Origin of the sequence: Streptomyces sp. BBFR51, assembly GCF_044591655.1 — a bacterium.
GTDB lineage: Bacteria > Actinomycetota > Actinomycetes > Streptomycetales > Streptomycetaceae > Streptomyces.
The window spans coordinates 5753441-5775281 of sequence record NZ_CP172448.1 but is presented as its reverse complement, the minus strand read 5'-3'; the positions used below and the strand labels follow the sequence as shown (position 1 = coordinate 5775281).

Genomic DNA, 21841 nt, shown 5'->3' with positions numbered 1-21841 from the left:
GGGAGTATGTGAAGGAAACCGCCGCCGCGCCGACGGACGCCCCCGGGGCCGGCGAGCGCCTGCTGATCCTCACCCTCGAGCGGTACGGGGTGTGGCTCCGTTTCACCGTGGCCGGTGTGTGCGGCACGCTGGGCGTTCTCTCGGCCGGTTCGGCTGGTTCGGCCGGCTCTCCCCTGGCGGCGACGTGTCTGCTGGCGTCCGCTCTCCTCGCCTGCGGTGTGCGCGTCCGCCCACTGCGCCGTCCGCTCCGGCTCGCTCCACGATGGGCCCTGGACGCGGCTTTCGTGCTGCTGACCGGGCTGTCGCAGCCCGTCCTCGGTGACGGCGCGGACCTGACGGTGGAGGCGATCATCGGGATCGGCGTCATCACCTTCCAGCACGAGTGGGCGACGCGTCCGGCGGCGGGTCTGGCCCTGGCCGGGCTGGGGGCCGCCGCGTGCGCGCTGGGCGACGTCCTCTCCTCGCCCGGACACGTCCCCGAGCCGGCGCCCCTGGTACGCATGGTCATCGAGGTGAGCCTGTCGAGGGCGGCCCACGTCATCGTCCGCTCGCGGGCCAGAGCGGCCGACCGGTCCGCCGCGTCCAGGGCCGCGTCCCGGCGTGAGGCCGATGTCGCCGCCGCCCGGCGGGCGACCGAGCGGGAGTACCTCGCGACCCTGCACGACACGGCCGCCGCGACGCTGCTGATGGTCTCCCAGGGCGACGGCCGGGACTGGTCGTGGCTGCCGCTGCGTGCCAGGCAGGACCTGGAGGCCTTGTCCGCCCTGCCCGGGTTCGAGACGGAGAACGTCGACCTCGCGGCACTCCTCGGCTGCGTGCCGGAGGGCGAGGGGAGGGCCAGGGTGCGGCTCGAGTCGCGCGTCGACGGTCCGCTCACGATCCCGTCAGGTCCCGGGCTCGCGATATTCAACGGGGTCCGGGAGGCCGTCACCAACGTGGCCCGCCATGCCGGGGTGCGGGAGGCGAAGCTCAGGGCGTGGGCGGAGGACGGCGGCGTGGTGGTCGTCGAACTGTCCGACGCGGGACGGGGCTTCGTGCCGGAGTCCGTGCCCGCGCGGCGCCGGGGCCTGTCCGGTTCCGTCGTCGGCCGGATGCACGCGGTCGGCGGCTCCGCGTCCATCACGTCCCGCCCGGGCGCCGGGACCCGCGTGCGGTGGCGCTGGCCCGGCCGGCCGCGGGACTTGCGGACGCCTCGGCTCCCCGGGGCCCCGCGGCCGCGGGAGGCGGTGCGGGCGGCCGGCCTGCCGCGTCCGTCCGGCACCGGGGCCCGGCCCACGGCCGTCGTCCGCTTCCTGCGCGGGCAGCTGCTGTACGGGGCGCAGCTGGCCGCACTGCTGATCGGCCTGGTGGCGCAGTTCGGCGTCTCACTGCGCCAGCTGACGGCCCACCAGGACGTGTACCGACCGGCCTGGGCGCAGACGGCGGCCTTCGTCTGTCTCGTCGCCGTGGGGGCGGCCGGGGCCCTGCACCTCCTGCGCGGCAGGAAGCTGACGCCCACGGTGCGCTGGTGGGGTGTGGGCACGGTGCTGGCCGTGTCCGCGGTCTGCGCGTTCACGCTCGCGCCGGAGCGGTTGGCGGGTCCGCAGGACTGGGCGTTCGGGCTGATCGGCTGGCACGCGCTGTTCCTCCTGGCGGACCAGCCGGTCAGGCTGTTCGCCGCCTTCCTCGGCGCGCATGTCGCGCTCAACATGCTGGTGGTGCTCCTGTCGGGGGCGCCGACCGTCGCGCGGTCGGCCGCCATGGGGATCGCCACGGTTTCCGTCATCGGCTTCCAGCTCTCCGTCGGGGTGCTCATCGGCCTGTTCCAGGGCATGGCGTCGGCAGCGGGGGACGAGGCCGCGCGGGAGGAGGAGCTGCGGACCCGGGAGCGCCTCCACGAGGAGACCCAGCGTGATCACAGGGAGCGCTACCGGGCACTGACGGCGACGACGGTGCCGCTGCTCGTGGGCCTCGGCCACGGTGTGTTGAGTCCGCACGACGAAGCCGTCCGGCTGCGGTGCGGCGTGGAAGCCGCGCGTCTGCGCCGCCTGTTCGCGGAGGGCGATGCCGTCTCCGATCCGCTGCTGAACGAGTTGCGGGCGTGCGTCGAGGTGACCGAGCACCAGGGGGTGACGGTGAGCCTGGCCGTACGCGGGCGGCCGGGCGAGGTGCCCGTGGAGGTGCGCAGGGAGTTGGTCGACCCGGTCGCGGTGGTCCTGGGGCGTACCCGCTCGACCGCGCGCGTGACGGTCGTGTGGACGTCGCGGGCCGTGCACGTGAGTGTCGTCGGCGAGGACGGCGCCGACGGCGCCCACGGCTGCGACCCGGAGGAGGCCGCTCGGGCGCGCGGCCGGGCCAGGAACGCCGACGTGAGCGTGGTCAGGACGACGCGCGGCTCGGACGTATGGGTGACGGCCGGTTGGCAGAGACCGGCGCGAGTACGGGAGTTGGCTCCGACATGAGTGACGGTTCACCGGTCAGTGTGGTGGTCATCGACGATCATCCGGCGATCCTCTCGGGCGTGGAGGCGTGGTACGCCGCCTCGCGCCGGCCCATCACCGTCGTGGCGGCCGGAGGTTCCGTACGGGAGGCCTGGACGCCGCCGGGCAGCACCGCCGACGTCGTCGTTCTCGATCTGCAACTGGGGGACGGCGGCCCCGTCTTCCCCAGCCTTCGAAGACTCGTGGACGCCGGCCGGCAGGTCGTCGTGTACTCGATGCGGGACGACGAGAAGACCGCGCTCAACTGCCTCGACCTGGGGGCCGCGACCTTTCTGACCAAGAGCGAGGGCCGGGAACACCTGGTGGAGGCGACGCTGGCCGCCGCCGACGAGCGGCCCTACATGCCGCCCGCGCTGGCCGGCGCGCTGGGGACGAACGTCCGTACCGACCGCCCGCAGTTGTCCGCCCGTGAGGAGAGCGTGCTCATCGAGTGGTTCCAGTCGGAGTCGAAGGAGCTGGTCGCGCAGCGTCTCGGCATTTCCGTACGGACGGTCAACTCGTATCTGGACCGGGTGCGGATCAAGTACGCGAACGCGGGCCGTCCCGCACGGACCAAGGCGAGCCTGGTGGCTCGCGCCGTCCAGGACGGGCTCGTCGACGTGAACGACCTCTGAGCGCGGGCGGCCGAGGCGCGCCCGGCGGAGTGCTCAGCCGTGCCAGATCTCCCGTACGCGTTCCGCGTGGGCCGCGCCCTGGCGGCGGCCCTCCCGGGCCGCTCCCGGGATGCGGGAGGCGTCCAGGGGGTTGCGGCCGAAGGCGCGGCGGGCCTCCCGGTCGGGCGTCAGCAGGGCGACCCGGGCGCCGCGAGCGGCGAGCGTCCCGACCTGGGAACGGGCGCTGGGGCTCGCTCCCGCGCCCTTGGGGATCGGGGCCAGTACGACGACCCGCGCGCAGTCGTCGACGAGGTCGGCGTTGGTCGTGGAGCGTACGCCGCCGTCCATCCAGCGGCCCGAACCGATGGTGATCGGCGGGAAGAGGGGCGGCAGTGCGCAGGTGGCCGACATGGCGTGCAGCAGGTCGGTCCCGCTGCCGGCGTCGAAGGCGGCCGGTTCGCCGGTGAGGGCGTCGACGGCGAACATCCTCACGGTCCTCTCCGGCCAGTCCCGTACGGGCAGTTGGGAGCCGATGGCGTCGAAGACCGCGCTCTCCGGTACGTCGCGGACGGAGAGGGCGAGCCGGCCGATGCGCTCGACCACCGTCTTCGGGTCGCGTGAACCCAGCGCGGCCCACAGGTACCTGAGTGTCATGGCGAACGTGAAGTCCACGTCCAGCATGGCCCGTTCACGGCCGACCTGCTCTTTGTACAGGTCCGCCGGGGCCGACCCCCTGGCCAGGTCCAGCGCCAGCAGCGAGCCCGCCGACGTGCCGGCGAGGACGGCGGCGTCCGCGAGGTGCACCCCGACGTCGGCCAGTCCCGCCAGTACGCCCACCTGCCACCCGTAGGCGGTCAGGCCGCCCCCGCCCAGCACCAGCGCCGTATCCGCCACGTCCACCCCTTCCCATACCGGGGACCACTCCCCGTTTACCCGCTCGCCGAGACGTTAGCAGGCAACCGGGGAGTGGTCCACGCTTGGGGGGTGCGACGGAAAGGCCGGGTCAGGTCCGTGCGAGGACCGTCCCCACCACCTGGCGCAGCATCGACTCCGGGTCCGGGGCGGGGCCCGGGGAGCGCCAGGCCACGAAGCCGTCGGGGCGGATCAGGACAGCGCCGCCGCGGGTCACTCCGTGGGCCCTGGCCCAGTCGGTCTCCTCGTCGTCCGGGACCAGGTCGGCCTCGGGGGTGCCGCCCACGCGGTACGGCTTCAGCGGCACCCGCAGCTCGGCCGCCACGCGGGTCGCCGCCTCGTGCCAGCCGGTGGGCTGGGCCGCGTCGCTGAGCAGGACAAGGGAGTCCTCGTAGAGGTCCAGGGTGGAGACGCGGGCGTCGCCCTGGCGGAGCCAGAGATGCGGCGCCCTGCTGCCGGGCGCGCCGGTGAGGTCGAGGCCCTCCGGAACCACCGGGGACGCCGCGTCGGCGCCGACCACCGCCCCCTGGGGGTAGCGGTATCCGAGAGCGACGTTGAGGATGCCACGCTGCGGGCCCCCTCCGGGCCGGCCCCCGGGTCGGCCACCAGGGCCGCTCGCACCGGGCATCCCACCGGGCCGGCCCCCGGACCCGGCGCCGGGCGCCCCACCAGGCACCCCGCCGGAGCTCCCACCGGGCCCCCCGGCAAAGCCCGCACCGGAACCCGCACCGCCCGAACCACCGGGCCCCGCAACAGAGCCCGCACCAGACAGGCCGCCGGGACCCGCACCAGGCACCCCGCCGGAGCCGCCACCGAAGCCCCCGCCGGGACCCCCGTCGAAGCCCACTCCGGAACCCGCACCGGCCACCGGACCACCAGGCACCCCACCGGAACCCGCACCAGGCAGCCCGTCGGAACCCGCACCGGACACGCCACCAGAACCCGCACCAGGCGCCCCTCCGGCGCCGGCACCGACGCTCCCACCGGGACCCCCAGCAAGGCCCACACCGGAACCCGCAACAGAGCCCGCACCAGACAGGCCGCCGGGACCCGCACCAGGCACCCCGCCGGAGCCGCCACCGAAGCCCCCGCCGGGACCCGCGCCAGGCACCCCGTCGGGGCCTGCGCCAGGCGCCGCGCCGGGTGCCCCGTCAGGCCCCCCGGCCGCTCCCGGCCCCCCGCCCCCCATGACCGGCGGCGGGGCGAAGCCCGGGTGGCTGTGTTCTACCGAGCGGGCCGCGGCTCGGGCGCTGGTGGCCTCGGCGACCGGGCGGCGTTCCGTGTCGTAGGTGTCGAGGAGGGCCTCGCCCGCCCAGCCCTCAAGGACCGCGGCCAGTTTCCAGGCCAGGTTGTGGGCGTCCTGGATGCCGGTGTTGGAGCCGAAGGCGCCGGTGGGGGACATCTCGTGGGCCGAGTCGCCGGCGAGCAGAACGCGGCCGGAGCGGTAGCTGCGGGCGACGCGCTGGGCGGCGTGCCAGGGGGCCTTGCCGGTGATCTCGACGTCGAGGTCCGGGTCGCCGATCGCGCGGCGGATGTGGGCCGCGCAGCGCTCGTCGGTGAAGTCCTCGACGGTTTCGCCCTGTTCGGGGTGCCAGGGGGCGTGGAAGACCCAGTTCTCGCGGTTGTCGACGGGCAGGAGGGCACCGTCGGCGTTCTCGTCGGTCAGGTAGCAGACGATGAAGCGGCGCTCGCCCACGACGTCGGCGAGGCGGCGGGAGCGGAAGGTGATGCTGACGTTGTGGAAGAGGTCGCCGGGGCCGCTCTGGCCGATGCCGAGCTGCTCGCGGACGGGGCTGCGCGGGCCGTCGGCGGCGACCATGTAGTCCGCGCGGATGGTGGTGTGCTCGCCGGTCTCCCGGCTCTTCACGATCGCCGTGACGCCCTCGGCGTCGGCCTCGAACGAGAGCAGTTCGGTGCCGAAGCGCACGTCGCCGCCGAGGTTGGTGGCATGGGTGAGGAGTTCGGGTTCCAGGTCGTTCTGGCTGCACAGGCACCAGGAGCTGGGGCTGAAGCGGGCCAGCCCGCCTCCCGCGTCGATCTGCTTGAACAGCCACTCCCCCGCGTCGCCGACCAGTGTGGGCGTCTGCAGGATGCCGTGGTTGTCGGCCAGCGTGGCGGCCGCCCTGCGGATGTCCGGCTCGGTGCCGGCCACCCGGAAGATCTCCATCGTGCGGACGTTGTTGCCGCGCCCGCGCGGGTGGATGGAGGTGCCGGTGTGGCGCTCGACCAGGGTGTGCCGGACGCCCAGCCGCCCCAGGAACACCGAGGTCGACAGGCCCACCAGGGATCCGCCGACGACGAGGACCGGGACGCGGTGGGTCCGGTCGCCCCCAGGGGTGGCTCCGCCGGACCGGTCGGCTCTTTCGTTCATGGTTCGTCCTCCGTTGGGCGACAGATGTGCGCCGGGGCCTTCATGCATGCCCCGTACGGCCCGGCGAGGCCCGCGGCGGCGCAGGCTTCACCCGCTTAACCCTCCTGGTTCGCGGTCCCCGCGGGCACGGCCCACGATCGTGCTTACGCGACCGTCGCAACCCGCCGGCCCGGCGCGCGCCGCGACGATCGCCCCCCAGTCCACGACGAAGTTCCCGGAGAAGAGGTGGGCCGGATGACGGTCTCTCCCGTCGTAGCGACGGATGCCCTGTCGGCGGATGCCCCGACCACGGCCGCGACGCACGCGACGCACGCGACAGACGCGGCGGACACCGCGGCGGATGCGGGCGGCGTGTCGATATCCGCGTTCGACGGATCCCGCGTACGGGTCGTCCTGATGCTGGACATCCACGACGGAATGCAGCAGGAGTTCCTGGACGCCTACGAGCGCGTCCGCGACCGGGTCGCCGCCGTGCCGGGACACGTCAGCGACCAGCTGTGCCAGTCCCTGGAGAACCCGACCCAGTGGCTGCTGACCAGCGAGTGGGAGAGCGCCGCGCCCTTCCTGGCCTGGGTCAACAGCGACGAGCACCTGGACACCGTCGAGCCGCTGCAGGACTGCGTGCGCGACACCCACTCGCTGCGTTACAGCGTCCTGCGGGAGACCGACGGCGCCCGGCCCGCGCCCGGCGAGCCGCGCTCCGCGCCCCGGGTCGGCGGCAACGTCGTACGGCACGCCCTGACCTTCACCGTGCGGCCCGGCAGCGAGGCCGAGACCGCCCGGCTGCTGTCCGAGTACGTGTCGCCCGAGGCCCACGTGGACGACTCCACGCGGCTGCTGCGGACCTCGCTCTTCATGCAGGGCAACCGGATCGTGCGGGCCGTGGAGGTGCGGGGCGACCTGCAGACCGCGCTGCGTCACGTCGCCCGGCAGCCCGGGGTGCGCGCCGTCGAGGAGGCGCTCAACCCGTATCTGGAGCAGGACCGGGACCTTGGTGACCCGCGGTCCGCCCGGCGGTTCTTCACCCGCGCGGCCATGCCGGCCGTCCACCACGCGACCTCCCGCGCCCGGTCCGGCGCGCGCGGGCAGCGGATCGCGCTGCTCTATCCGGTGCGCACCGGCGCCGGTGCGGAACTGGCCCGGCTGCTGGCCCGCCAGGACGCGTCCACCGCGCGGGACCCCGAGAGCCCGGTGCTCGCCGCCACCGTCTTCCACCGCGACGACCTCGTCGTGCGGCTCGTCGACGTGGACGGCGACCCCGAGGACGCGCCCGCCGCCGTGCTGGGCCTGCACGGGGCCGACGGGGCCGCGGCCGCCGAGCGGCTGCTGGACACCGCGGCCCTCGGCGTCGACGGGCCGCCGGCCGAGCCCGGCACGCTGTCCCGGCTGCTCTCCCGGGTCCGCATGACGCCCCTGACCGACCGGCGTTCGGCCGGCTCCTGAACCACGCCCCCCGACCGCGCGGCCGGGCCCGACGGCGCGCCCGCCGTCCGCGCGGACTCTCCCCCTCCCCCACTTCCTCCCGTCACCCCGGAGTGAACGACATGACAGACCAGCAGGTACGCATCGTCTCCCTCGGCGACATCGCGCCCAACCGCCGCCGCGGCGGAGACCTCCGCGCCCTTCTCACGCCCACCACCGCCGGGTCGACCAGCGGCTTCATGGGGGTGGCCATCGTGCAGCCCGGCGACCGCATCGCCGAGCACTACCACCCGTACTCCGAGGAGTTCGTGTACGTCACTGAGGGCGCCCTCGAGGTGGACCTGGACGGAGTGCCGCACCCGCTCTCCACCGGGCAGGGGCTGCTGATCCCGCAGGACATGCGCCACCGCTTCCGCAACGCGGGGGACGTCGAGGCGCGGCTCGTGTTCCACCTGGGACCGCTGGCCCCGCGTCCGGAGCTGGGCCACGTCGACACGGAGGACGCGGCGGGCAACGCGCTCCCGCACGACGGGCGGCACGCGCAGGGCACCGGGCACGAGCGGCCCGCGACCGCGGCCGAGGTGGTGTCATGACCCGGCGACGGGTCGCCGTCACGGGCATAGGCGTCGTCGCCCCGGGCGGGATCGGCGTGCCCCAGTTCTGGGGGCTGCTGTCCGACGGCCGTACGGCGACGCGCCGCATCTCCCTGTTCGACCCGGCCGGGCTGCGCTCGCAGATCGCCGCCGAGTGCGACTTCGAGCCGGCGGATCACGGGCTGGGCCTCGCCACGGTCCAGCGCAGCGACCGGTACGTGCAGTTCGCGCTGGTGGCCGCCGCGGAGGCGGTGCGGGACGCGAATCTCGACATGGCCCGCGAGGACCCGTGGCGGGCGGGCGCCACCCTGGGCACGGCGGTCGGCGGCACCACCCGGCTGGAGCACGACTACGTCCTGGTCAGCGAGCGCGGTACCCGCTGGGACGTCGACGACCGGCGGGCGGAGCCGCACCTGGAGCGCGCGTTCACCCCGGCCACCCTCTCCTCCGCGGTCGCCGAGGAGTTCGGGGTGCACGGACCGGTGCAGACCGTCTCCACCGGGTGCACGTCCGGCCTCGACGCCGTCGGGTACGCCTACCACGCGGTCGCCGAGGGCCGCGTCGACGTGTGCCTGGCGGGCGCGGCGGACTCGCCGATATCGCCGATCACCATGGCCTGCTTCGACGCCATCAAGGCGACCTCGCCGAACAACGACGACCCGGCGCACGCCTCCCGGCCCTTCGACGCCGAGCGCAACGGCTTCGTCATGGGCGAGGGCGCGGCGGTGCTCGTCCTGGAGGACCTGGAGCACGCGCGGGCCCGGGGCGCGGACGTGTACTGCGAGATCTCCGGCTATGCCACCTTCGGCAACGCGTACCACATGACCGGGCTCACCAAGGAGGGCCTGGAGATGGCGCGGGCCATCGACACGGCGCTGGACATGGCCGAGCTGGACGGCTCCGACATCGACTACGTGAACGCGCACGGCTCGGGCACCCAGCAGAACGACCGGCACGAGACCGCGGCCGTCAAACGCTCGCTGGGCGAGCACGCCTACGCGACGCCGATGAGTTCCATCAAGTCCATGGTGGGCCACTCGCTCGGCGCGATCGGCTCGATCGAACTGGCCGCGTGCGTGCTGGCGATGGCCCACCAGGTGGTGCCGCCCACGGCCAACTACACGACCCCCGACCCCGAGTGCGACCTGGACTACGTGCCGCGCGAGGCACGGGAGCGGACGCTGCGGCACGTGCTGTCGGTGGGCAGCGGCTTCGGCGGTTTCCAGTCCGCGGTCGTACTGAGCGGCTGCGAAGGAGGGCTGCGATGAGCGGACCACAACGGAGCGACGGCACCGGCCGGCGCGCGGTCGTCACCGGCCTCGGCGTGGTGTCCCCGCACGGCATCGGCGTCGAGGCGCACTGGAAGGCGGTCGCCGACGGCGCCAGCAGCCTCGGGCCCGTCACCCGGGAGGGCTGCGAGGACATGCCGCTGCGGGTCGCGGGCGAGGTGCGCGGCTTCGAGGCGGCGGAGACGGTCGAGGACCGCTTCCTCGTCCAGACCGACCGGTTCACGCACTTCGCGCTGGCCGCCACCCAGCACGCGCTGACCGACGCACGGTTCGGCCGGGCCGACGTCGCCTCGCCGTACTCGGTCGGCGTGGTCACCGCCGCCGGTTCGGGCGGCGGCGAGTTCGGGCAGCGGGAGCTGCAGAACCTGTGGGGCCAGGGGTCGCGCTACGTCGGCCCGTACCAGTCGATCGCCTGGTTCTACGCGGCCAGCACCGGCCAGGTCTCCATACGGAACGACTTCAAGGGACCCTGCGGGGTCGTCGCCGCCGACGAGGCGGGCGGTCTTGACGCCCTGGCGCACGCCGCGCTGGCGGTGCGGGGCGGCACCGACACGGTGGTCTGCGGCGCTACGGAGGCGCCGCTGGCCCCGTACTCGATCGTCTGCCAGCTGGGCTACCCCGAGCTGAGCCGCGCCACCGAACCCGACCGCGCCTACCGTCCGTTCACCGACGCGGCCTGCGGGTTCGCGCCGGCCGAGGGCGGTGCCGTCCTCGTCGTCGAGGAGGAGCGGGCGGCCCGGGACCGCGGGGCGGACGTGCGGGCGACGGTGGCCGGACACGCGGCCACCTTCACCGGGCCCGGCCGCTGGGACCGGTCCCGGGAGGGGCTGGCCCGGGCGATCCGGGGAGCACTGGCCGAGGCCGGCTGCCGGCCCGAGGAGGTCGACGTGGTCTTCGCGGACGCCCTCGGTGTCCCGGAGGCCGACCGGGCCGAGGCCCTGGCCCTGGCCGACGCGCTGGGCCCGCACGCCGGGCGCGTGCCGGTCACCGCGCCCAAGACCGGGACCGGGCGGGCGTACTGCGCGGCGCCGGTGCTGGATGTGGCGACCGCGGTGCTCGCGATGGAGCACGGGCTGATCCCGCCCACCCCGCACGTGTTCGACGTGTGCCACGACCTGGACGTGGTGACCGGCCGGGCCCGCCCCGCCGAGCCGCGCACGGCCCTGATCCTCGGCCGCGGGCTCATGGGATCCAACTCGGCACTCGTCCTGCGGCAGGGCGCCGTGCCGTCCGCGGACCGATGACCGAGGCGAACCCACGCCACACCGAGTGTGCGCCGCCCCCCGGGTGGGCGCCGACCCGAGTCAAGGAGGACACCCATGACCGACCAACTGGACTACCAGGTGACCGTCGAGGAGCTGGCGGCGCTGATGAAGCGCACCGCCGGCGTGCACGTCGACCCGGTCACCCTCCGGCAGCAGGCCGACGACGGTTTCGACACCTTCGGCCTGGACTCCCTCGGCCTGCTGGGCATCGTGGCCGAACTGGAGAAGCGGTACGGCCTCGGCCTGCCCGAGCAGGCCGAGCGCTGCAAGACGCCCGCGGATTTCCTCGCGCTGATCAACGGCGCCCTCAAGACGGGAGTGTGACATGGCAGGGCACACCGACAACGAGATCACCATCGCCGCTCCGATGCAGCTGGTCTGGGACATGACCAACGACCTCGAGAACTGGACCAGGCTGTTCAGCGAGTACGCCGCCGTGGAGGTGCTCGAACGCGACGACGACCGCGTCACGTTCCGGCTCACCATGCACCCGGACGCCGACGGCAAGGTGTGGAGCTGGGTCTCCGAGCGGGTCGCCGACCCGGTCACCCGCACGGTGCGCGCCCAGCGCGTCGAGACCGGCCCCTTCCAGTACATGAACATCGTCTGGGAGTACTCGGAGACCGCCGAGGGCACCGTCATGCGCTGGACGCAGGACTTCGCCATGAAGCCGGACGCGCCCGTGGACGACGCCTGGATGACGGACAACATCAACCGCAACTCCCGTACGCAGATGGCGCTGATCCGGGACCGGATCGAGCAGGCGGCGGGCGAGCGGCGGACCGCCTCGGTGCTCGCCGACTGACACCGAGCGACACGGATCGACACCGGCGAAGGGCATCACCCCATGCACCACACACTGATCGTCGCCCGGATGGCACCCGGCGCGGCACCGGACATCGCGAAGGTGTTCGCGGAGTCCGACGGCGGCGAACTGCCGCACCTGGTGGGCGTCAACCGGCGCAGCCTCTTCGAGTTCGGTGACGGCGTGTACCTGCACCTCATCGAGAGCGACGAGGACCCGGCCCCCACCATCGGCAGGCTGACCGGGCATCCGGAGTTCCGCCAGGTCAGCGAGCGGCTCGAGCCGTACGTCTCGGCGTACGACCCGGCGACGTGGCGCGGTCCGAAGGACGCGATGGCGCGCTGCTTCTACCGCTGGGAGCGGACCGCGGCCGGCTGACGGCCCGTCCACGCACCGCTTCGGGGTCGCCCGGCACCGGCCGGGCGGCCCCGAAGGCGTGAGCACCGATGCCCCTGGCCGCCGAACGGTTGCGCTGCGGGAGCGAACGACGCTGTGAGAAGACCCACTTGGGGATCTGTGGGATTTTCGCACAATTTTGCGCTTGGATCTTGCGGGGACAAGAGCACACGGCAACCACGGTGCGCGCGCCCCGCCGACCAGCAGAGAGGACGCACGTCGTGGGCAGATCCCCCGCCCGCCGGACCCGCTCCCGCAGAGGCAGGCGCCGCGGACCCTCCCGCGTGCTCCTGGTCTGCGTCGCCCTCGGGGCGGTGCTGATCACGGCGGGCGCCGCCGTGGCGTACTGGCGGGACACCCGGCCCCCGGTGACGGACGACCAGGTGGCCGACGTGGCCGACGCCCTGGACGCCGCCAGGACGCCCTCCCCTTCGGCGTCACCGTCCACGAAGGCGCCCCCCTCGCCCTCTGCCTCGGCCTCCGTCTCCGCCTCGCCCTCCACCATCGCCATTCCGGCGACCGGACCCGGCACCTTCGTCACCGCCCAGGCAGACGGCACCACCGTGGGCGACGGCAGCCGCGTACGCCGCTACAAGGTCCTGGTCGAGGAGGGCATCGACGTCCAACCGAGCGCCGCCGCCGCCGAGATATCCGATGTACTCGCCGACAGTCGCGGCTGGACCCAGGACGGAACCAACTCCTTCCAGCTGGTCAGCACCGGCTCGTACGACTTCGTGGTGAAGATCGCCACTCCGGGCACCGTCGACGAGATCTGCGGCGCGGCCGGCCTGCTCACCCGGGGTGAGGTGAACTGCAGCGTCGGCACGGACGTCGTGGTGAACCTCAAGCGCTGGGTGCTGGGCTCCCCGGAGTTCGACGGTCCGATCCACGAGTACCGGGCGCTGATCGTCAACCACGAGGTCGGTCACCGCATCGGCCACGGCCACGAGACCTGCCCCGGCGCCGGCCGGCCCGCCCCGGCGATGATGCAGCAGATCAAGGGCCTCAAGGGCTGCGTCGCCAACGCCTGGCCCTACGACGAGGACGGCGACTACCTGGGCGGTCCCGCGGTCCCCTGAGCGCACCGCGGGGCCCCGTTCGGCGCACGGCCGGGGCCCTGTTCGGCGGACGGTTCGCGGGACAGCCCGCCGGGTCGCGGGTGATGATCGGACGATGACCACCACAGCGCGTTTCGACCCCCGTGCCCTGCTGGCCGAGAGCCGGCTCGGCGTACTCGCGACGATCAAGTCCGACGGCCGCCCGCAGCTCTCGCCCGTCATGCCCGCCTACGACCCGGAGGCCGGCGTGATCCGGGTCTCGACCCGCGAGGGGCTGGCCAAGACGGCGAACCTGCGCCGGGACCCGCGTGCCACGCTGGAGGTGACCGCCCCGGACGGCAGGTCCTGGGCCACCGCCGAGGGCGTCGCCACCCTCACCGGGCCGGGCACCGACCCGCACGGACCGGAGGTCGACGCGCTGGTGGAGTACTACCGCACCGCCGCCGGGGAGCACCCGGACTGGGACGAGTACCGCGCGACGATGGTGTCCGACCGCCGGGTGCTGCTCACCATCACGGTCGAGCGCGTGTACGGGGCGAACATCGGCTGAACCGGCCCGGGACCGGGGCCGTTTCAAGATTTGTGCCGGAGCGGTGATTGATCCGCACGCCGTTTGCGTACCTCCTGGCGTCACGAGTACGAGTGCGAGTCCCTCGCGTCGCCCCTGGAGGCACCCATGCGCCTGTCCCGCAGCAGGATCGGAGTCGTCGTGCTGTTCGGAGCGATGACCCTGACCCTCACCGCGCTGGCCTTCCCGGCCGTGCTCGGTCTGGACAAGGCCGACGGCAACCAGAACCGGGTGGTGGCCAGCACGAAGTTCGGGCCGCTCACCGAGGCCGACCGCGACTTCGTGGTCAAGGTCCGTGCCGCCGGGCTGTGGGAGTACCCGCTGGGCGAGATGGTGATGGAGCGCGGTACGACGAAGGCGATGAAGACGGCCGGCGAGCACCTGGTCGTCGGGCACGCCGGCCTTGACGCGATGTGCCGCGAGATCTCGCCGGAGCTGGGCATCACGCTGCCCAACCGGGCCTCCCCGCAGCAGGAGGGCTTCGTGACGACGGTGGACGCCAAGACCGGCAAGGAGTTCGACTCGTCGGCGGTCAACATCATGCGGGTGACCCACGGTCAGATCTTCCCGGCCATCGCCAAGATCCGGGCCAGCACCAAGAACACGCTCGTGCGGCAGCTGGCCGACCTGGCCAACGACACGGTCCTGGACCACATCACGGTGCTGGAGCAGACCGGGCTGGTCGAGTACGACGACGTCACCTTCAAGCAGACCGGCCCGGCGAAGCTGCCGAGGGAGAAGGTCACCCCGCCCCCGCCGCAGCCGGACGAGCGGGTGCTGGTGCTCAAGCCGCGCCCCGACCTGAACGTGAACACCGCCTCCCCGACGCCCACTCCGTCACCGGCGGCCCCCTGACCCCGGCCCCGGCGCCCGGTCCGGGTCGGCGGGCTCCCCGCCTGCCTCGCTGAAGGCGGTGAGCGCCTCCACCAGCGCCGCCCGCTGGTGCGGCGCGAGCCGTTCGACGATCGCCGCCACCTCGGTGCGGCGCCGGGTGCTGACGTGCTCGACTGTGCGTCGGCCCTCCTCGGTGAGGGTGAGGAGGGTCTCGCGCCGGTTGCCGGGGTTGGTCTGCCGGTCGGCGAGCCCGGCCGCGATCAGCCGGTCGACCATGCGCATCGCCGTGGACGGGGCGACCCGGAGGTGCTCGGCGAGGGCGACCAGTTTGGTGGCGCCCCTGGTGGAGAGCACCATCAGCATCCGGAACTGGGGCAGCGTCACCCGTTCCTCCACCTCGGCGAGCGACCTCGCGGAGACCGCCACCAGCAGCCGCGAGGCGGCCAGCACGGCCCTGGTGACCTCGTCCACGTCGTCCGGGCCGCCGACGGGCTTCTCACGCTCGGGCATGTGTCCTTTCTACCGCGCCGCACCACGATCACGGCCCGGTCACGTCCCACGACACCGGGAACGGGCCGACGCCGCGGCGCGTTCATGGGGTTGGCGGCCGACGGAGACCGCCGGCCATGACCACCCGGCGCCGGAAGGAGCGACACCGGTACGGTGCTACGGCACGGGACGGCACAGGACGGCACACCGGCCGCCTGCGGGCTCCCCGCCCCGCCCGCCCGTGCCCGTCCGGGGCCGAACGAGAGAGGGAGAGCGGGACCATGACCGCTTCCGGGCCGGGCAGCGGCGCCACACCGGGCGAGCCGGACGGTACTCCGTCCGTGCCCGAGCACGTCTGGCGGCTGTTCCAGGAGGACGACGAGCGCGCCATCCGCGCCTCCGCCCCCAGGGAACCCTCCGCACGGGACCGGACCCCCGGCTGGCGGCCGGAGCCGCCGGCCGGGCGCCCGGACACCCGCCCCGACACCCGCCCGGGCACCCGCCCGGACCTCTCCTCCGACACGGTCGGCGAGGCGTGGCGCGCGGAGGACCCGTGGACCGGCCCTGCCTGGCGCGAGCTGGACGGCCGCGCCCGGCTGCGGCGGGCCGGCCGGGTGCTCGGCACCGCCGCCGCGGTCGCCCTCGCCCTGACCGCGTGGTCGCAGCTGTCCACCGGCCCGGTCCCCCCGGGCGAGGGACCTGCCGAAACGATCGGGCAGCGCCTGGAGGAGAGCCCCGCCCTGCCCACGCCCGCCTCGCCCGCGCCGACGGAGTCCGCCACGGCGAGCCCGGCGGTCTTCGAGCCCGCGCCGTCCGCGATACCCCGGGCGTCCGTCTCCCCCTGGACAGTCGACTGAACGTCTGTTTAACATGCTGTACATGCGTTCAATCCCGGAGGACCGGACCACCCGGGCCCTCATCCGCGACGAGGCCCTCGGCCTGTTCGCCGCTCACGGCCCGGACTCGGTGACCGTGCGGCAGATCGCGACGGCGGCCGGTGTGTCGCCCGGCCTCGTGGTGCACCACTTCGGCTCGAAGGACGGGCTGCGCCAGGAGGTCGACCAGTACGTCGTGGCCGTCTTCGAGGCCATGCTCGGCGAGCTGACCGGCGAGGACGGTACGGAGGCGTTCGACTCCGGCACCGAGGCGGGGTCCCTGAGCGCGGCGTTCACCCGCCACCTCCCGGCCGGTTCCCCCCTGCCGGGGTACCTCCGCCGCCTGCTGCTGACCGACTCGGACGCCGGACGGCTGCTGTTCGGCCGCCTCTACGAGCTGAGCCGCACCGCCCTGGACGAGCTGACGGCGGCCGGACTGGCCGCACCGGGCCGTGACCCGGCGGCCCGCGCGGCCGTCCTGCTCGCCAACGACCTGGCCGTCTTCCTGCTGCGCGACCGCATCGGCGAGGTCCTGGGCACCGACCCCCTGTCGGCGGACGGCATGTCCCGCTGGGCCCCCGAGGTGCTCGACATCTACGCGGGCGGGCTGAACGCCGCGCCTCCCCCGGAGGCGTCCCCCGGGCCCCGGTGAGCCCGGAAGTCCAGGAGTGCCGGAAAGCACAGGAAGGCCACGGTGACCCGCACATGCCGACCGAACCCGCACCCGTACCGCCCGGACCGCGCGTACCATCCGCCTCGTCCGCACCCGGGCCATCCGCGTCGTCCGCACCGTCCGCACCGTCCACGCCCGAACGGCCCGTCTCCGCCCCCGTGCTCCGCGCCCGCGACCTGCACAAGTCGTACGGCGACCACCACGTCCTGCGCGGCGCCGACCTCACCGTCGCCCCCGGGCAGCTGGTCGCCGTCGTCGGCGAGAACGGCGCGGGGAAGTCCACCCTGCTCAAGGCGCTGGCCGGCACCCTGGCACTGGACCGCGGCGAGGTCCGGCTGTCCGGGACGCTCGGCTACTGCCCCCAGGACCCGGTGCTGAGCGGCAGCCTGACCGTCGGGCAGCACCTGCGCTACTTCGCCGCCGCGCACCGCCTGCCCGGTCTGGAGCGCGGCCGGGAGCTCGTCCGCGCCCTGGGCTACGAGCGCTACGAGCGGACCCCCGCCGGTGAACTGTCCGGCGGGACCCGGCAGAAGCTCAACCTCACCCTGGCCCTGCTGCACGACCCCGAGGTGCTGCTCCTCGACGAGCCGTACCAGGGCTTCGACTGGGAGACGTACCTGCGCTTCTGGGACCTGGTGGAGGAGCTGCGCACCCGCGGCAAGGCCGTCGTGGTCATCACCCATCTCGTCTTCGAGCAGGACCGTTTCGACCTGCTGGCCGACCTGGCCGACGGCCGCCTGACCGCACGCGCGGCGGCCGGAAGGGAGCACCGTCATGTCGACGCCTGACCCGGCCGCCCACCCGGGGCCGCTGTACAGGCAGTTCCCCACCGCCCTGCGCTTCTCGGTGCGCGACCAGACCCGCAACCGGCTCGCCGGGCTGCTGCTCCTCGTGTTCGTGCCCGTCTGGTACCTGGTGATGAACGCGATGGCCGGGGGCGAGGCGCTGGACTTCAAGCTGTACGCCACCGGCGAGACGCTGCACGTCGACGGCGGGCACCTCACCCTGATCACGGCCGGGCTCAACTGCGTGACGATGATCGCCGGGTTCGTCGTCTTCGACGCGGTGCGCAGGTCGCTCGCGTTCGACCGGCGGCTCGTCTTCGCGGGATACCGGCAGTCCACCCTCATCGGGGCCAAGACCCTCGCCGTCACCGCGGTCGCCACCGGCATCGCCCTGTACACCGCGCTGGCGGTGCTGTTCTTCTGGCGGCCGGCGGCGGGCGCCTGGTTCGGCGTCCTGGCCGGGTTCACCGTCATCGCGCTCGCCTACGGCGCCCTCGGACTGCTCCTCGGGGTGCTGGTCAAGCGGGACCTGGAGGGCTTCTTCCTGATCATCATGGGCGGGCTGATGGACACGTTCCTGCAGAATCCGCTGGGCAACCCGCTCGCCAACGAACCGATCCTGCAGTGGTTCCCGTCCTTCGGACCCATGCAGTTCGCGGCGGGCGGCGCGTTCGGGGACACCGCCCTGTGGGGGCACCTCGGCCTGGGACTGGCCTGGGCGGGCGGGTTCAGTGCGGTGGGGCTGGTCATCTTCAGGTTCCGCACGCGCGACCGCACCCGCTGACCGGTGCGGCCCGCGGCGCGGGCGGCCCGGCAGGCCGTCAGGCGCTGCGCCTGCCGCGGGAGGCCGTCTTCTTGGCGGCGCTCTTGGGGGCGCTCCGGCCGGTGGTGCTCTTGCCGGTGCTGCTCCTGCCGGCAGTGCTCCTCCCGGCGGTGCTCTTGTCCGTCGCGCTCTTTCCCGGGGTCTTCTTGGCGGTGCCCTTGGCCGCCGTCTTCTTCGCGGGCGCGCCGGACTTCACCGTCGACTTCTGCGGCTCGGCCTTCTTCGCCGCCGTCTTCTTGGCGGCCGTCGACGTCGACTTCTTGCCACCGGTCTCCTTGGGGGCCCGCCGGGACGAGGTCTTGCGCTGCGGCAGGGTCCTGACCTCGGCCTCCTCGTCCGGCCCGGCGGCCTCGGACTCCTCCCCGCCCCGGGACTCGCGCGCCGCCCGCACGCTGCTCTCCAGCGCCGCCATCAGGTCCAGCACCTTCCCGGGCGCCGCCTCCTCACGGGCCTCCGGGGGCGTCTCGCCGGCGGCCTTGGCGGCGATGACCTCCTCGACGGCCTCCCGGTACTCGTCGTGCAGGTCGTCCAGGTCGATCTCGCCGAGCGTGTCCATGAGGGCGTCCGCGAGGTCCAGTTCCTGGTCGCGCACGGTGACGCCGCCCTCCGGGGCGACGCCCTCGGGGGCGCGCACCTCGTCCGGCCACAGCAGGCCGTGCATCGCGATGGCGTCGCCGACCACCCGGAGCATGCCGAGGCGCTCCCGGCCGCGCAGCGCGAACTTGGCGATGGCCACCCGGTTGCTGCGCTTGAGCGCCTCGCGCAGCAGCGTGTACGGCTTGGCGGCGGGGGCGCCACTGGCCGCGAGGTAGTACGCCGAGCCCATCTGGAGCGGGTCGATGCGCTCCTCGGGCACGAAGGCCACGATCTCGATGGTGCGGGCCGTGGGGATCGGCAGCTGGGACAGGTCCTCGTCGGTGATCGGGATCATCGAGCCGTCGGCGTCCTCGTAGGCCTTGCCGATCTCGGCCTGGGTGACCTCGCGGTCCTCGAGTTCGCACACCTTGCGGTAGCGGATCCGGCCGCCGTCCTCCGTGTGGATCTGCCGGAAGGAGACCGAGTGGCTCTCGGTCGCGTTCACCAGCTTGATCGGGATGCTGACCAGGCCGAAGGAGATGGCGCCGTTCCAGATGGATCGCACGTGCAGCACCTTTCCTGTCGGGCGGCCTCGGGCGGCCGGGGAATGACCGTTGGGCGGCGGTTTGTACGTGTTTCGTGAGATTCTCATGGTATGGCGCCTATCACGGAGGTGGAGGGGCGACGGGTGGCCCTCAGCAACCTGGACAAGGTGCTGTATCCCGCGACCGGCTTCACCAAGGGCGAGCTGCTGCACTACTACGCGACGACCGCGGAGGTGCTGCTGCCGCATCTGCGGGACCGCGCGGTCTCCTTCCTGCGGTATCCGGACGGCCCGGACGGTCAGATGTTCTTCACCAAGAACGTGCCGCCGGGTACGCCCGACTGGGTCACCACGGCCGAGGTGCCCCGCTCGGAGGGCCCGGCCCGGATGGTGCTGGTGCAGGACCTGGCGAGCCTGATGTGGGCGGCGAACCTGGTGACCGAGTTCCACACGCACCAGTGGACCGTGGACGATCCGGGCGAGGCCGACCGCCTGGTGTTCGACCTGGACCCGGGGCCGCCCGCGACCGTGGTGCAGTGCTGCGAGGTCGCGCTGTGGCTGCGGGAGCGGCTGGCGGCGGACGGGATCGAGGCGTACGCCAAGACGTCCGGGGCCAAGGGGCTGCATCTGCTGGCCGGGGTGCGGGGCTCGTCCTCGGAGCGGGTGTCGGAGTACGCGAAGGCGCTGGCCGTGGAGGCGGAGCGGGCCCTGCCGCGGCTGGTGGTGCACCGGATGACGCGCAGCCTGCGGCCGGGGAAGGTGTTCGTGGACTGGAGCCAGAACGCCGCACGCAAGACGACGGCCGCTCCGTACACCGTGCGGGCCCGCCCCGTGCCCGCCGTCTCCACCCCGGTGACGTGGGACGAGGTGGCCGGGTGCGGGCAGGCGGAGCAGTTCGTCTTCGCCGCGGCGGACGTCGCTTCCCGGGTGCAGGACTACGGTGACCTGTTGGCGCCGCTGTTCGAGCGGCGGCGGTCGGCGCCGCTGCCCTGATCCGCACGCCTGATGCGCGCGCTCGATCCGCACGCCTGATGCGCGCGCCCGATCCGAACGACGGCGCCTAGACGCGCTTCCAGGTGGCGCGGTCGCGGGCCATCGCGTGCAGGGCCTCGACGTCCGCCGGTTTGAGCGTCCCGCCCAGGTGGGCCAGGTCCGGCAGCTCCCGGTCCGTGAGGACGCGCACGGTGCGGGGCGGGGCGGTGACGGACACGTGCGCCGGGGCGACGAGGACCAGGACGGGACGCACCTCGGCCGTCAGGGCGTAGGAGGCACGGTCGGCGTCGACGCGGACCCGGCGCAGCAGGGGACGCGGGTCGCGCCGGCCCAGCGCCACCAAGGGGTCGCCGACGTGCACCCGCTGTCCGCGGGCGGGCAGCACGTGGAGGGCGAAGAGACCGCCGGGGCCGATCAGCAGGTGGTGGACGCGGTCGCCGCCGGGCAGCGGCACGGAGTGCAGGGTGTGCCAGCCGGCGCCGTCGAGGCGGTCGAGGGCCGTCCCCGTCGTCTGCTCGGCGGCCAGCGCCCGGCGGCGCGGGTCGGGACGCAGGCGGTGCGCCGGTCCCGGTGCGCGTTCCAGGGCGACCAGGAGTGCCTCGCCGGGCCGGTTGGGGGCGAGGTCGTCGTCCGGGTGGAGGGAGAGCCGGGCCAGCTCGGCCGGGGTGGGGACCGGGGGCGGGCCGACCGTGACGGGGCCGGTGAGGAAGGGGCCCAGAGCCTCGAGGACCTCGCCCTCGCGGTCGTCGCCCAGCAGGTTGACCCGGGCCGCCTCACGGTCGTACCAGGCGACGTTCCGGCCGTCCGGGAGGCAGACGTACAACCGTTCCTGACCGTGCCGCCAGGTCGGTATGACGCGCAGTCGGTCCATGCACCATCACCCCACGACCATGGGACCAGGCGGGGTGCTGCGGGGGCAAGAACCCGGTTACCTTTGGGTGGAGTTGGGCAGACCCTGGGCGGGACTGGGGAGGCGCCGTTGCGTACCCGTGGAAAAGGTCCGGACGCGCCGGCCCCCGGGCGGCCGTGGGACGAGATCGTGCCGGGCCTCTGGATGGGCGGGCACGAGTTCCAGCGGACGGCCGGTCGGCTGGAGTACGCCGTGGTGCGGGACGAGTTCGACTTGGTGCAGACGCTGCTGCGACTGCCCGGACACGGGCCGGACGACGGTGTCGAGCACCATGTGTGGCCCATCCCCGACGGGCCTCTGGACGGCACGCAGCTCGCCGGTGTGATCCGGCTGGCGGAGGCCGCCGGCGAGGCGCTGGACGAGAACCGCAAGGTCCTCGTCCGCTGCTACCACGGGTACAACCGCTCGGGTCTCGTCGTCGCGCACACGCTGATGCGCCGGGGCGCCACCGCCGAGGAAGCGGTCCGGCTGATCCGGGCCAGGCGCTCGCCGTGGGCGCTGCACAACGACCTCTTCGTGGCGTATCTGCGGGCCGGCCTGGCCACCGTGCGGCTGCTGGAGGAGCTGGCCGAGTAGCCCCGCGGGGC

The 21841-nt window shown here is 73.8% G+C and carries 23 protein-coding genes; 18 read left to right on the top strand and 5 right to left on the bottom strand.

The genetic code is table 11. The features are described from left to right. Nucleotides 1-8 precede the first annotated feature (8 nt). Nucleotides 9-2441, top strand: a complete 2433-nt coding sequence (locus tag ACGH7X_RS26550) for an ATP-binding protein (RefSeq protein WP_399888891.1) — start codon at nt 9-11, stop codon at nt 2439-2441. Further along, the gene (locus ACGH7X_RS26545) at nt 2438-3094 is read left to right on the top strand and encodes a response regulator (RefSeq protein WP_399888888.1); all 657 of its coding nucleotides are present in this window, start codon (nt 2438-2440) and stop codon (nt 3092-3094) included. Before ACGH7X_RS26550 ends, ACGH7X_RS26545 begins: the two co-directional genes overlap by 4 nt. 33 nt (nt 3095-3127) lie before the next feature. Here ACGH7X_RS26545 and ACGH7X_RS26540 read toward each other — a convergent pair whose 3' ends face one another. Both ACGH7X_RS26540 and ACGH7X_RS26535 read right to left on the bottom strand, forming a co-directional pair. Beyond that, entirely contained in the window at nt 3128-3967 is an 840-nt protein-coding gene (locus tag ACGH7X_RS26540) for a patatin-like phospholipase family protein (RefSeq protein ID WP_399888885.1), read from the bottom strand. Nucleotides 3968-4076: 109 nt separating this feature from the next. Further along, nucleotides 4077-6356 (bottom strand): FAD-dependent monooxygenase, encoded by a 2280-nt coding sequence (locus tag ACGH7X_RS26535; protein WP_399888882.1) that lies wholly within the window; start codon nt 6354-6356, stop codon nt 4077-4079. Between the two features lie 234 nt (nt 6357-6590). On the opposite strand from ACGH7X_RS26535, the gene ACGH7X_RS26530 reads away from it, so the two are divergent. The 10 genes from ACGH7X_RS26530 to ACGH7X_RS26485 all read left to right on the top strand — a co-directional run bounded on the left by ACGH7X_RS26530 (nt 6591) and on the right by ACGH7X_RS26485 (nt 14607). Further along, nucleotides 6591-7799, top strand: a complete 1209-nt coding sequence (locus ACGH7X_RS26530) for a SchA/CurD-like domain-containing protein (RefSeq protein WP_399888877.1) — start codon at nt 6591-6593, stop codon at nt 7797-7799. Between the two features lie 101 nt (nt 7800-7900). Next, complete coding sequence (locus ACGH7X_RS26525; RefSeq protein ID WP_399888874.1) at nt 7901-8371, top strand: cupin domain-containing protein; 471 nt, start codon at nt 7901-7903, stop codon at nt 8369-8371. Further along, nucleotides 8368-9639, top strand: coding sequence for a beta-ketoacyl-[acyl-carrier-protein] synthase family protein (locus ACGH7X_RS26520; protein ID WP_399888871.1), 1272 nt, complete (start codon nt 8368-8370; stop codon nt 9637-9639). The genes ACGH7X_RS26525 and ACGH7X_RS26520 overlap by 4 nt, the downstream gene beginning before the upstream one ends. Then, complete coding sequence (locus ACGH7X_RS26515; RefSeq protein WP_399888868.1) at nt 9636-10904, top strand: ketosynthase chain-length factor; 1269 nt, start codon at nt 9636-9638, stop codon at nt 10902-10904. Before ACGH7X_RS26520 ends, ACGH7X_RS26515 begins: the two co-directional genes overlap by 4 nt. A gap of 75 nt (nt 10905-10979) precedes the next feature. Next, nucleotides 10980-11249 carry an acyl carrier protein gene (locus tag ACGH7X_RS26510; RefSeq protein ID WP_121749196.1) on the top strand — a complete coding sequence of 90 codons (270 nt, stop codon included), beginning with the start codon at nt 10980-10982 and terminating at the stop codon, nt 11247-11249. 1 nt (nt 11250) lies between these two features. Further along, nucleotides 11251-11730, top strand: a complete 480-nt coding sequence (locus tag ACGH7X_RS26505) for an SRPBCC family protein (protein ID WP_399888865.1) — start codon at nt 11251-11253, stop codon at nt 11728-11730. A gap of 42 nt (nt 11731-11772) precedes the next feature. After that, nucleotides 11773-12108 (top strand): TcmI family type II polyketide cyclase, encoded by a 336-nt coding sequence (locus ACGH7X_RS26500; protein WP_217167662.1) that lies wholly within the window; start codon nt 11773-11775, stop codon nt 12106-12108. 239 nt (nt 12109-12347) lie between these two features. Further along, complete coding sequence (locus tag ACGH7X_RS26495) at nt 12348-13205, top strand: DUF3152 domain-containing protein (RefSeq protein WP_399888861.1); 858 nt, start codon at nt 12348-12350, stop codon at nt 13203-13205. Nucleotides 13206-13299: 94 nt separating this feature from the next. After that, nucleotides 13300-13734, top strand: a complete 435-nt coding sequence (locus ACGH7X_RS26490) for a PPOX class F420-dependent oxidoreductase (protein ID WP_399888858.1) — start codon at nt 13300-13302, stop codon at nt 13732-13734. 126 nt (nt 13735-13860) lie between these two features. After that, nucleotides 13861-14607 (top strand): DUF4142 domain-containing protein, encoded by a 747-nt coding sequence (locus ACGH7X_RS26485; protein WP_399888855.1) that lies wholly within the window; start codon nt 13861-13863, stop codon nt 14605-14607. Here the strand turns inward: ACGH7X_RS26485 and ACGH7X_RS26480 are convergent. Further along, nucleotides 14590-15096, bottom strand: a complete 507-nt coding sequence (locus ACGH7X_RS26480) for a MarR family winged helix-turn-helix transcriptional regulator (protein ID WP_399888852.1) — start codon at nt 15094-15096, stop codon at nt 14590-14592. The genes ACGH7X_RS26485 and ACGH7X_RS26480 overlap by 18 nt on opposite strands. A 260-nt stretch (nt 15097-15356) precedes the next feature. Here ACGH7X_RS26480 and ACGH7X_RS26475 point away from each other — a divergent pair, with 260 nt between their 5' ends. The 4 genes from ACGH7X_RS26475 (at nt 15357) to ACGH7X_RS26460 (ending at nt 18192) form a co-directional block, all read left to right on the top strand. After that, a complete protein-coding gene (locus ACGH7X_RS26475; RefSeq protein WP_399888849.1) occupies nt 15357-15932 on the top strand; it encodes a hypothetical protein in 576 nt (191 codons plus the stop codon). A gap of 22 nt (nt 15933-15954) precedes the next feature. Then, nucleotides 15955-16602, top strand: a complete 648-nt coding sequence (locus ACGH7X_RS26470) for a TetR/AcrR family transcriptional regulator (RefSeq protein ID WP_399888846.1) — start codon at nt 15955-15957, stop codon at nt 16600-16602. A 179-nt stretch (nt 16603-16781) separates the two neighbouring features. Further along, nucleotides 16782-17411 carry an ABC transporter ATP-binding protein gene (locus ACGH7X_RS26465; RefSeq protein ID WP_399888843.1) on the top strand — a complete coding sequence of 210 codons (630 nt, stop codon included), beginning with the start codon at nt 16782-16784 and terminating at the stop codon, nt 17409-17411. Continuing rightward, on the top strand, nt 17398-18192 hold the full coding sequence (locus ACGH7X_RS26460) for a hypothetical protein (RefSeq protein ID WP_399888839.1): 795 nt from the start codon (nt 17398-17400) through the stop codon (nt 18190-18192). The genes ACGH7X_RS26465 and ACGH7X_RS26460 overlap by 14 nt, the downstream gene beginning before the upstream one ends. A gap of 37 nt (nt 18193-18229) precedes the next feature. On the opposite strand, the gene ACGH7X_RS26455 is transcribed toward ACGH7X_RS26460, so the two are convergent. After that, nucleotides 18230-19372 (bottom strand): Ku protein, encoded by a 1143-nt coding sequence (locus ACGH7X_RS26455; protein WP_399888836.1) that lies wholly within the window; start codon nt 19370-19372, stop codon nt 18230-18232. 90 nt (nt 19373-19462) lie between these two features. Between ACGH7X_RS26455 and ligD the strand changes: the two genes are divergently transcribed. Continuing rightward, on the top strand, nt 19463-20344 hold the full coding sequence (gene ligD, locus ACGH7X_RS26450) for a non-homologous end-joining DNA ligase (protein ID WP_399888832.1): 882 nt from the start codon (nt 19463-19465) through the stop codon (nt 20342-20344). A gap of 67 nt (nt 20345-20411) precedes the next feature. Here the strand turns inward: ligD and ACGH7X_RS26445 are convergent, their stop codons facing one another. Beyond that, a complete protein-coding gene (locus ACGH7X_RS26445; RefSeq protein WP_399888829.1) occupies nt 20412-21215 on the bottom strand; it encodes a nuclease-related domain-containing protein in 804 nt (267 codons plus the stop codon). A gap of 108 nt (nt 21216-21323) precedes the next feature. Here ACGH7X_RS26445 and ACGH7X_RS26440 point away from each other — a divergent pair, with 108 nt between their 5' ends. Next, nucleotides 21324-21830 carry a dual specificity protein phosphatase family protein gene (locus tag ACGH7X_RS26440; RefSeq protein ID WP_399888826.1) on the top strand — a complete coding sequence of 169 codons (507 nt, stop codon included), beginning with the start codon at nt 21324-21326 and terminating at the stop codon, nt 21828-21830. The last annotated feature ends 11 nt before the right edge of the window (nt 21831-21841 follow it).

What these genes read in the sequence shown, in the direction of transcription:
- ACGH7X_RS26530 (WP_399888877.1), top strand. Translation starts at nt 6,591, where the DNA reads ATGACGGTCTCTCCCGTCGTAGCGACGGATGCCCTGTCGGCGGATGCC.
- ACGH7X_RS26525 (WP_399888874.1), top strand. Translation starts at nt 7,901, where the DNA reads ATGACAGACCAGCAGGTACGCATCGTCTCCCTCGGCGACATCGCGCCC.
- ligD (WP_399888832.1), top strand. Translation starts at nt 19,463, where the DNA reads ATGGCGCCTATCACGGAGGTGGAGGGGCGACGGGTGGCCCTCAGCAAC.
- ACGH7X_RS26470 (WP_399888846.1), top strand. Translation starts at nt 15,955, where the DNA reads ATGCGTTCAATCCCGGAGGACCGGACCACCCGGGCCCTCATCCGCGAC.
- ACGH7X_RS26510 (WP_121749196.1), top strand. Translation starts at nt 10,980, where the DNA reads ATGACCGACCAACTGGACTACCAGGTGACCGTCGAGGAGCTGGCGGCG.
- ACGH7X_RS26505 (WP_399888865.1), top strand. Translation starts at nt 11,251, where the DNA reads ATGGCAGGGCACACCGACAACGAGATCACCATCGCCGCTCCGATGCAG.
- ACGH7X_RS26475 (WP_399888849.1), top strand. Translation starts at nt 15,357, where the DNA reads ATGACCGCTTCCGGGCCGGGCAGCGGCGCCACACCGGGCGAGCCGGAC.
- ACGH7X_RS26480 (WP_399888852.1), bottom strand. Translation starts at nt 15,096, where the DNA reads ATGCCCGAGCGTGAGAAGCCCGTCGGCGGCCCGGACGACGTGGACGAG.
- ACGH7X_RS26520 (WP_399888871.1), top strand. Translation starts at nt 8,368, where the DNA reads ATGACCCGGCGACGGGTCGCCGTCACGGGCATAGGCGTCGTCGCCCCG.
- ACGH7X_RS26485 (WP_399888855.1), top strand. Translation starts at nt 13,861, where the DNA reads ATGCGCCTGTCCCGCAGCAGGATCGGAGTCGTCGTGCTGTTCGGAGCG.
- ACGH7X_RS26490 (WP_399888858.1), top strand. Translation starts at nt 13,300, where the DNA reads ATGACCACCACAGCGCGTTTCGACCCCCGTGCCCTGCTGGCCGAGAGC.
- ACGH7X_RS26535 (WP_399888882.1), bottom strand. Translation starts at nt 6,356, where the DNA reads ATGAACGAAAGAGCCGACCGGTCCGGCGGAGCCACCCCTGGGGGCGAC.
- ACGH7X_RS26460 (WP_399888839.1), top strand. Translation starts at nt 17,398, where the DNA reads ATGTCGACGCCTGACCCGGCCGCCCACCCGGGGCCGCTGTACAGGCAG.
- ACGH7X_RS26445 (WP_399888829.1), bottom strand. Translation starts at nt 21,215, where the DNA reads ATGGACCGACTGCGCGTCATACCGACCTGGCGGCACGGTCAGGAACGG.
- ACGH7X_RS26545 (WP_399888888.1), top strand. Translation starts at nt 2,438, where the DNA reads ATGAGTGACGGTTCACCGGTCAGTGTGGTGGTCATCGACGATCATCCG.
- ACGH7X_RS26515 (WP_399888868.1), top strand. Translation starts at nt 9,636, where the DNA reads ATGAGCGGACCACAACGGAGCGACGGCACCGGCCGGCGCGCGGTCGTC.
- ACGH7X_RS26500 (WP_217167662.1), top strand. Translation starts at nt 11,773, where the DNA reads ATGCACCACACACTGATCGTCGCCCGGATGGCACCCGGCGCGGCACCG.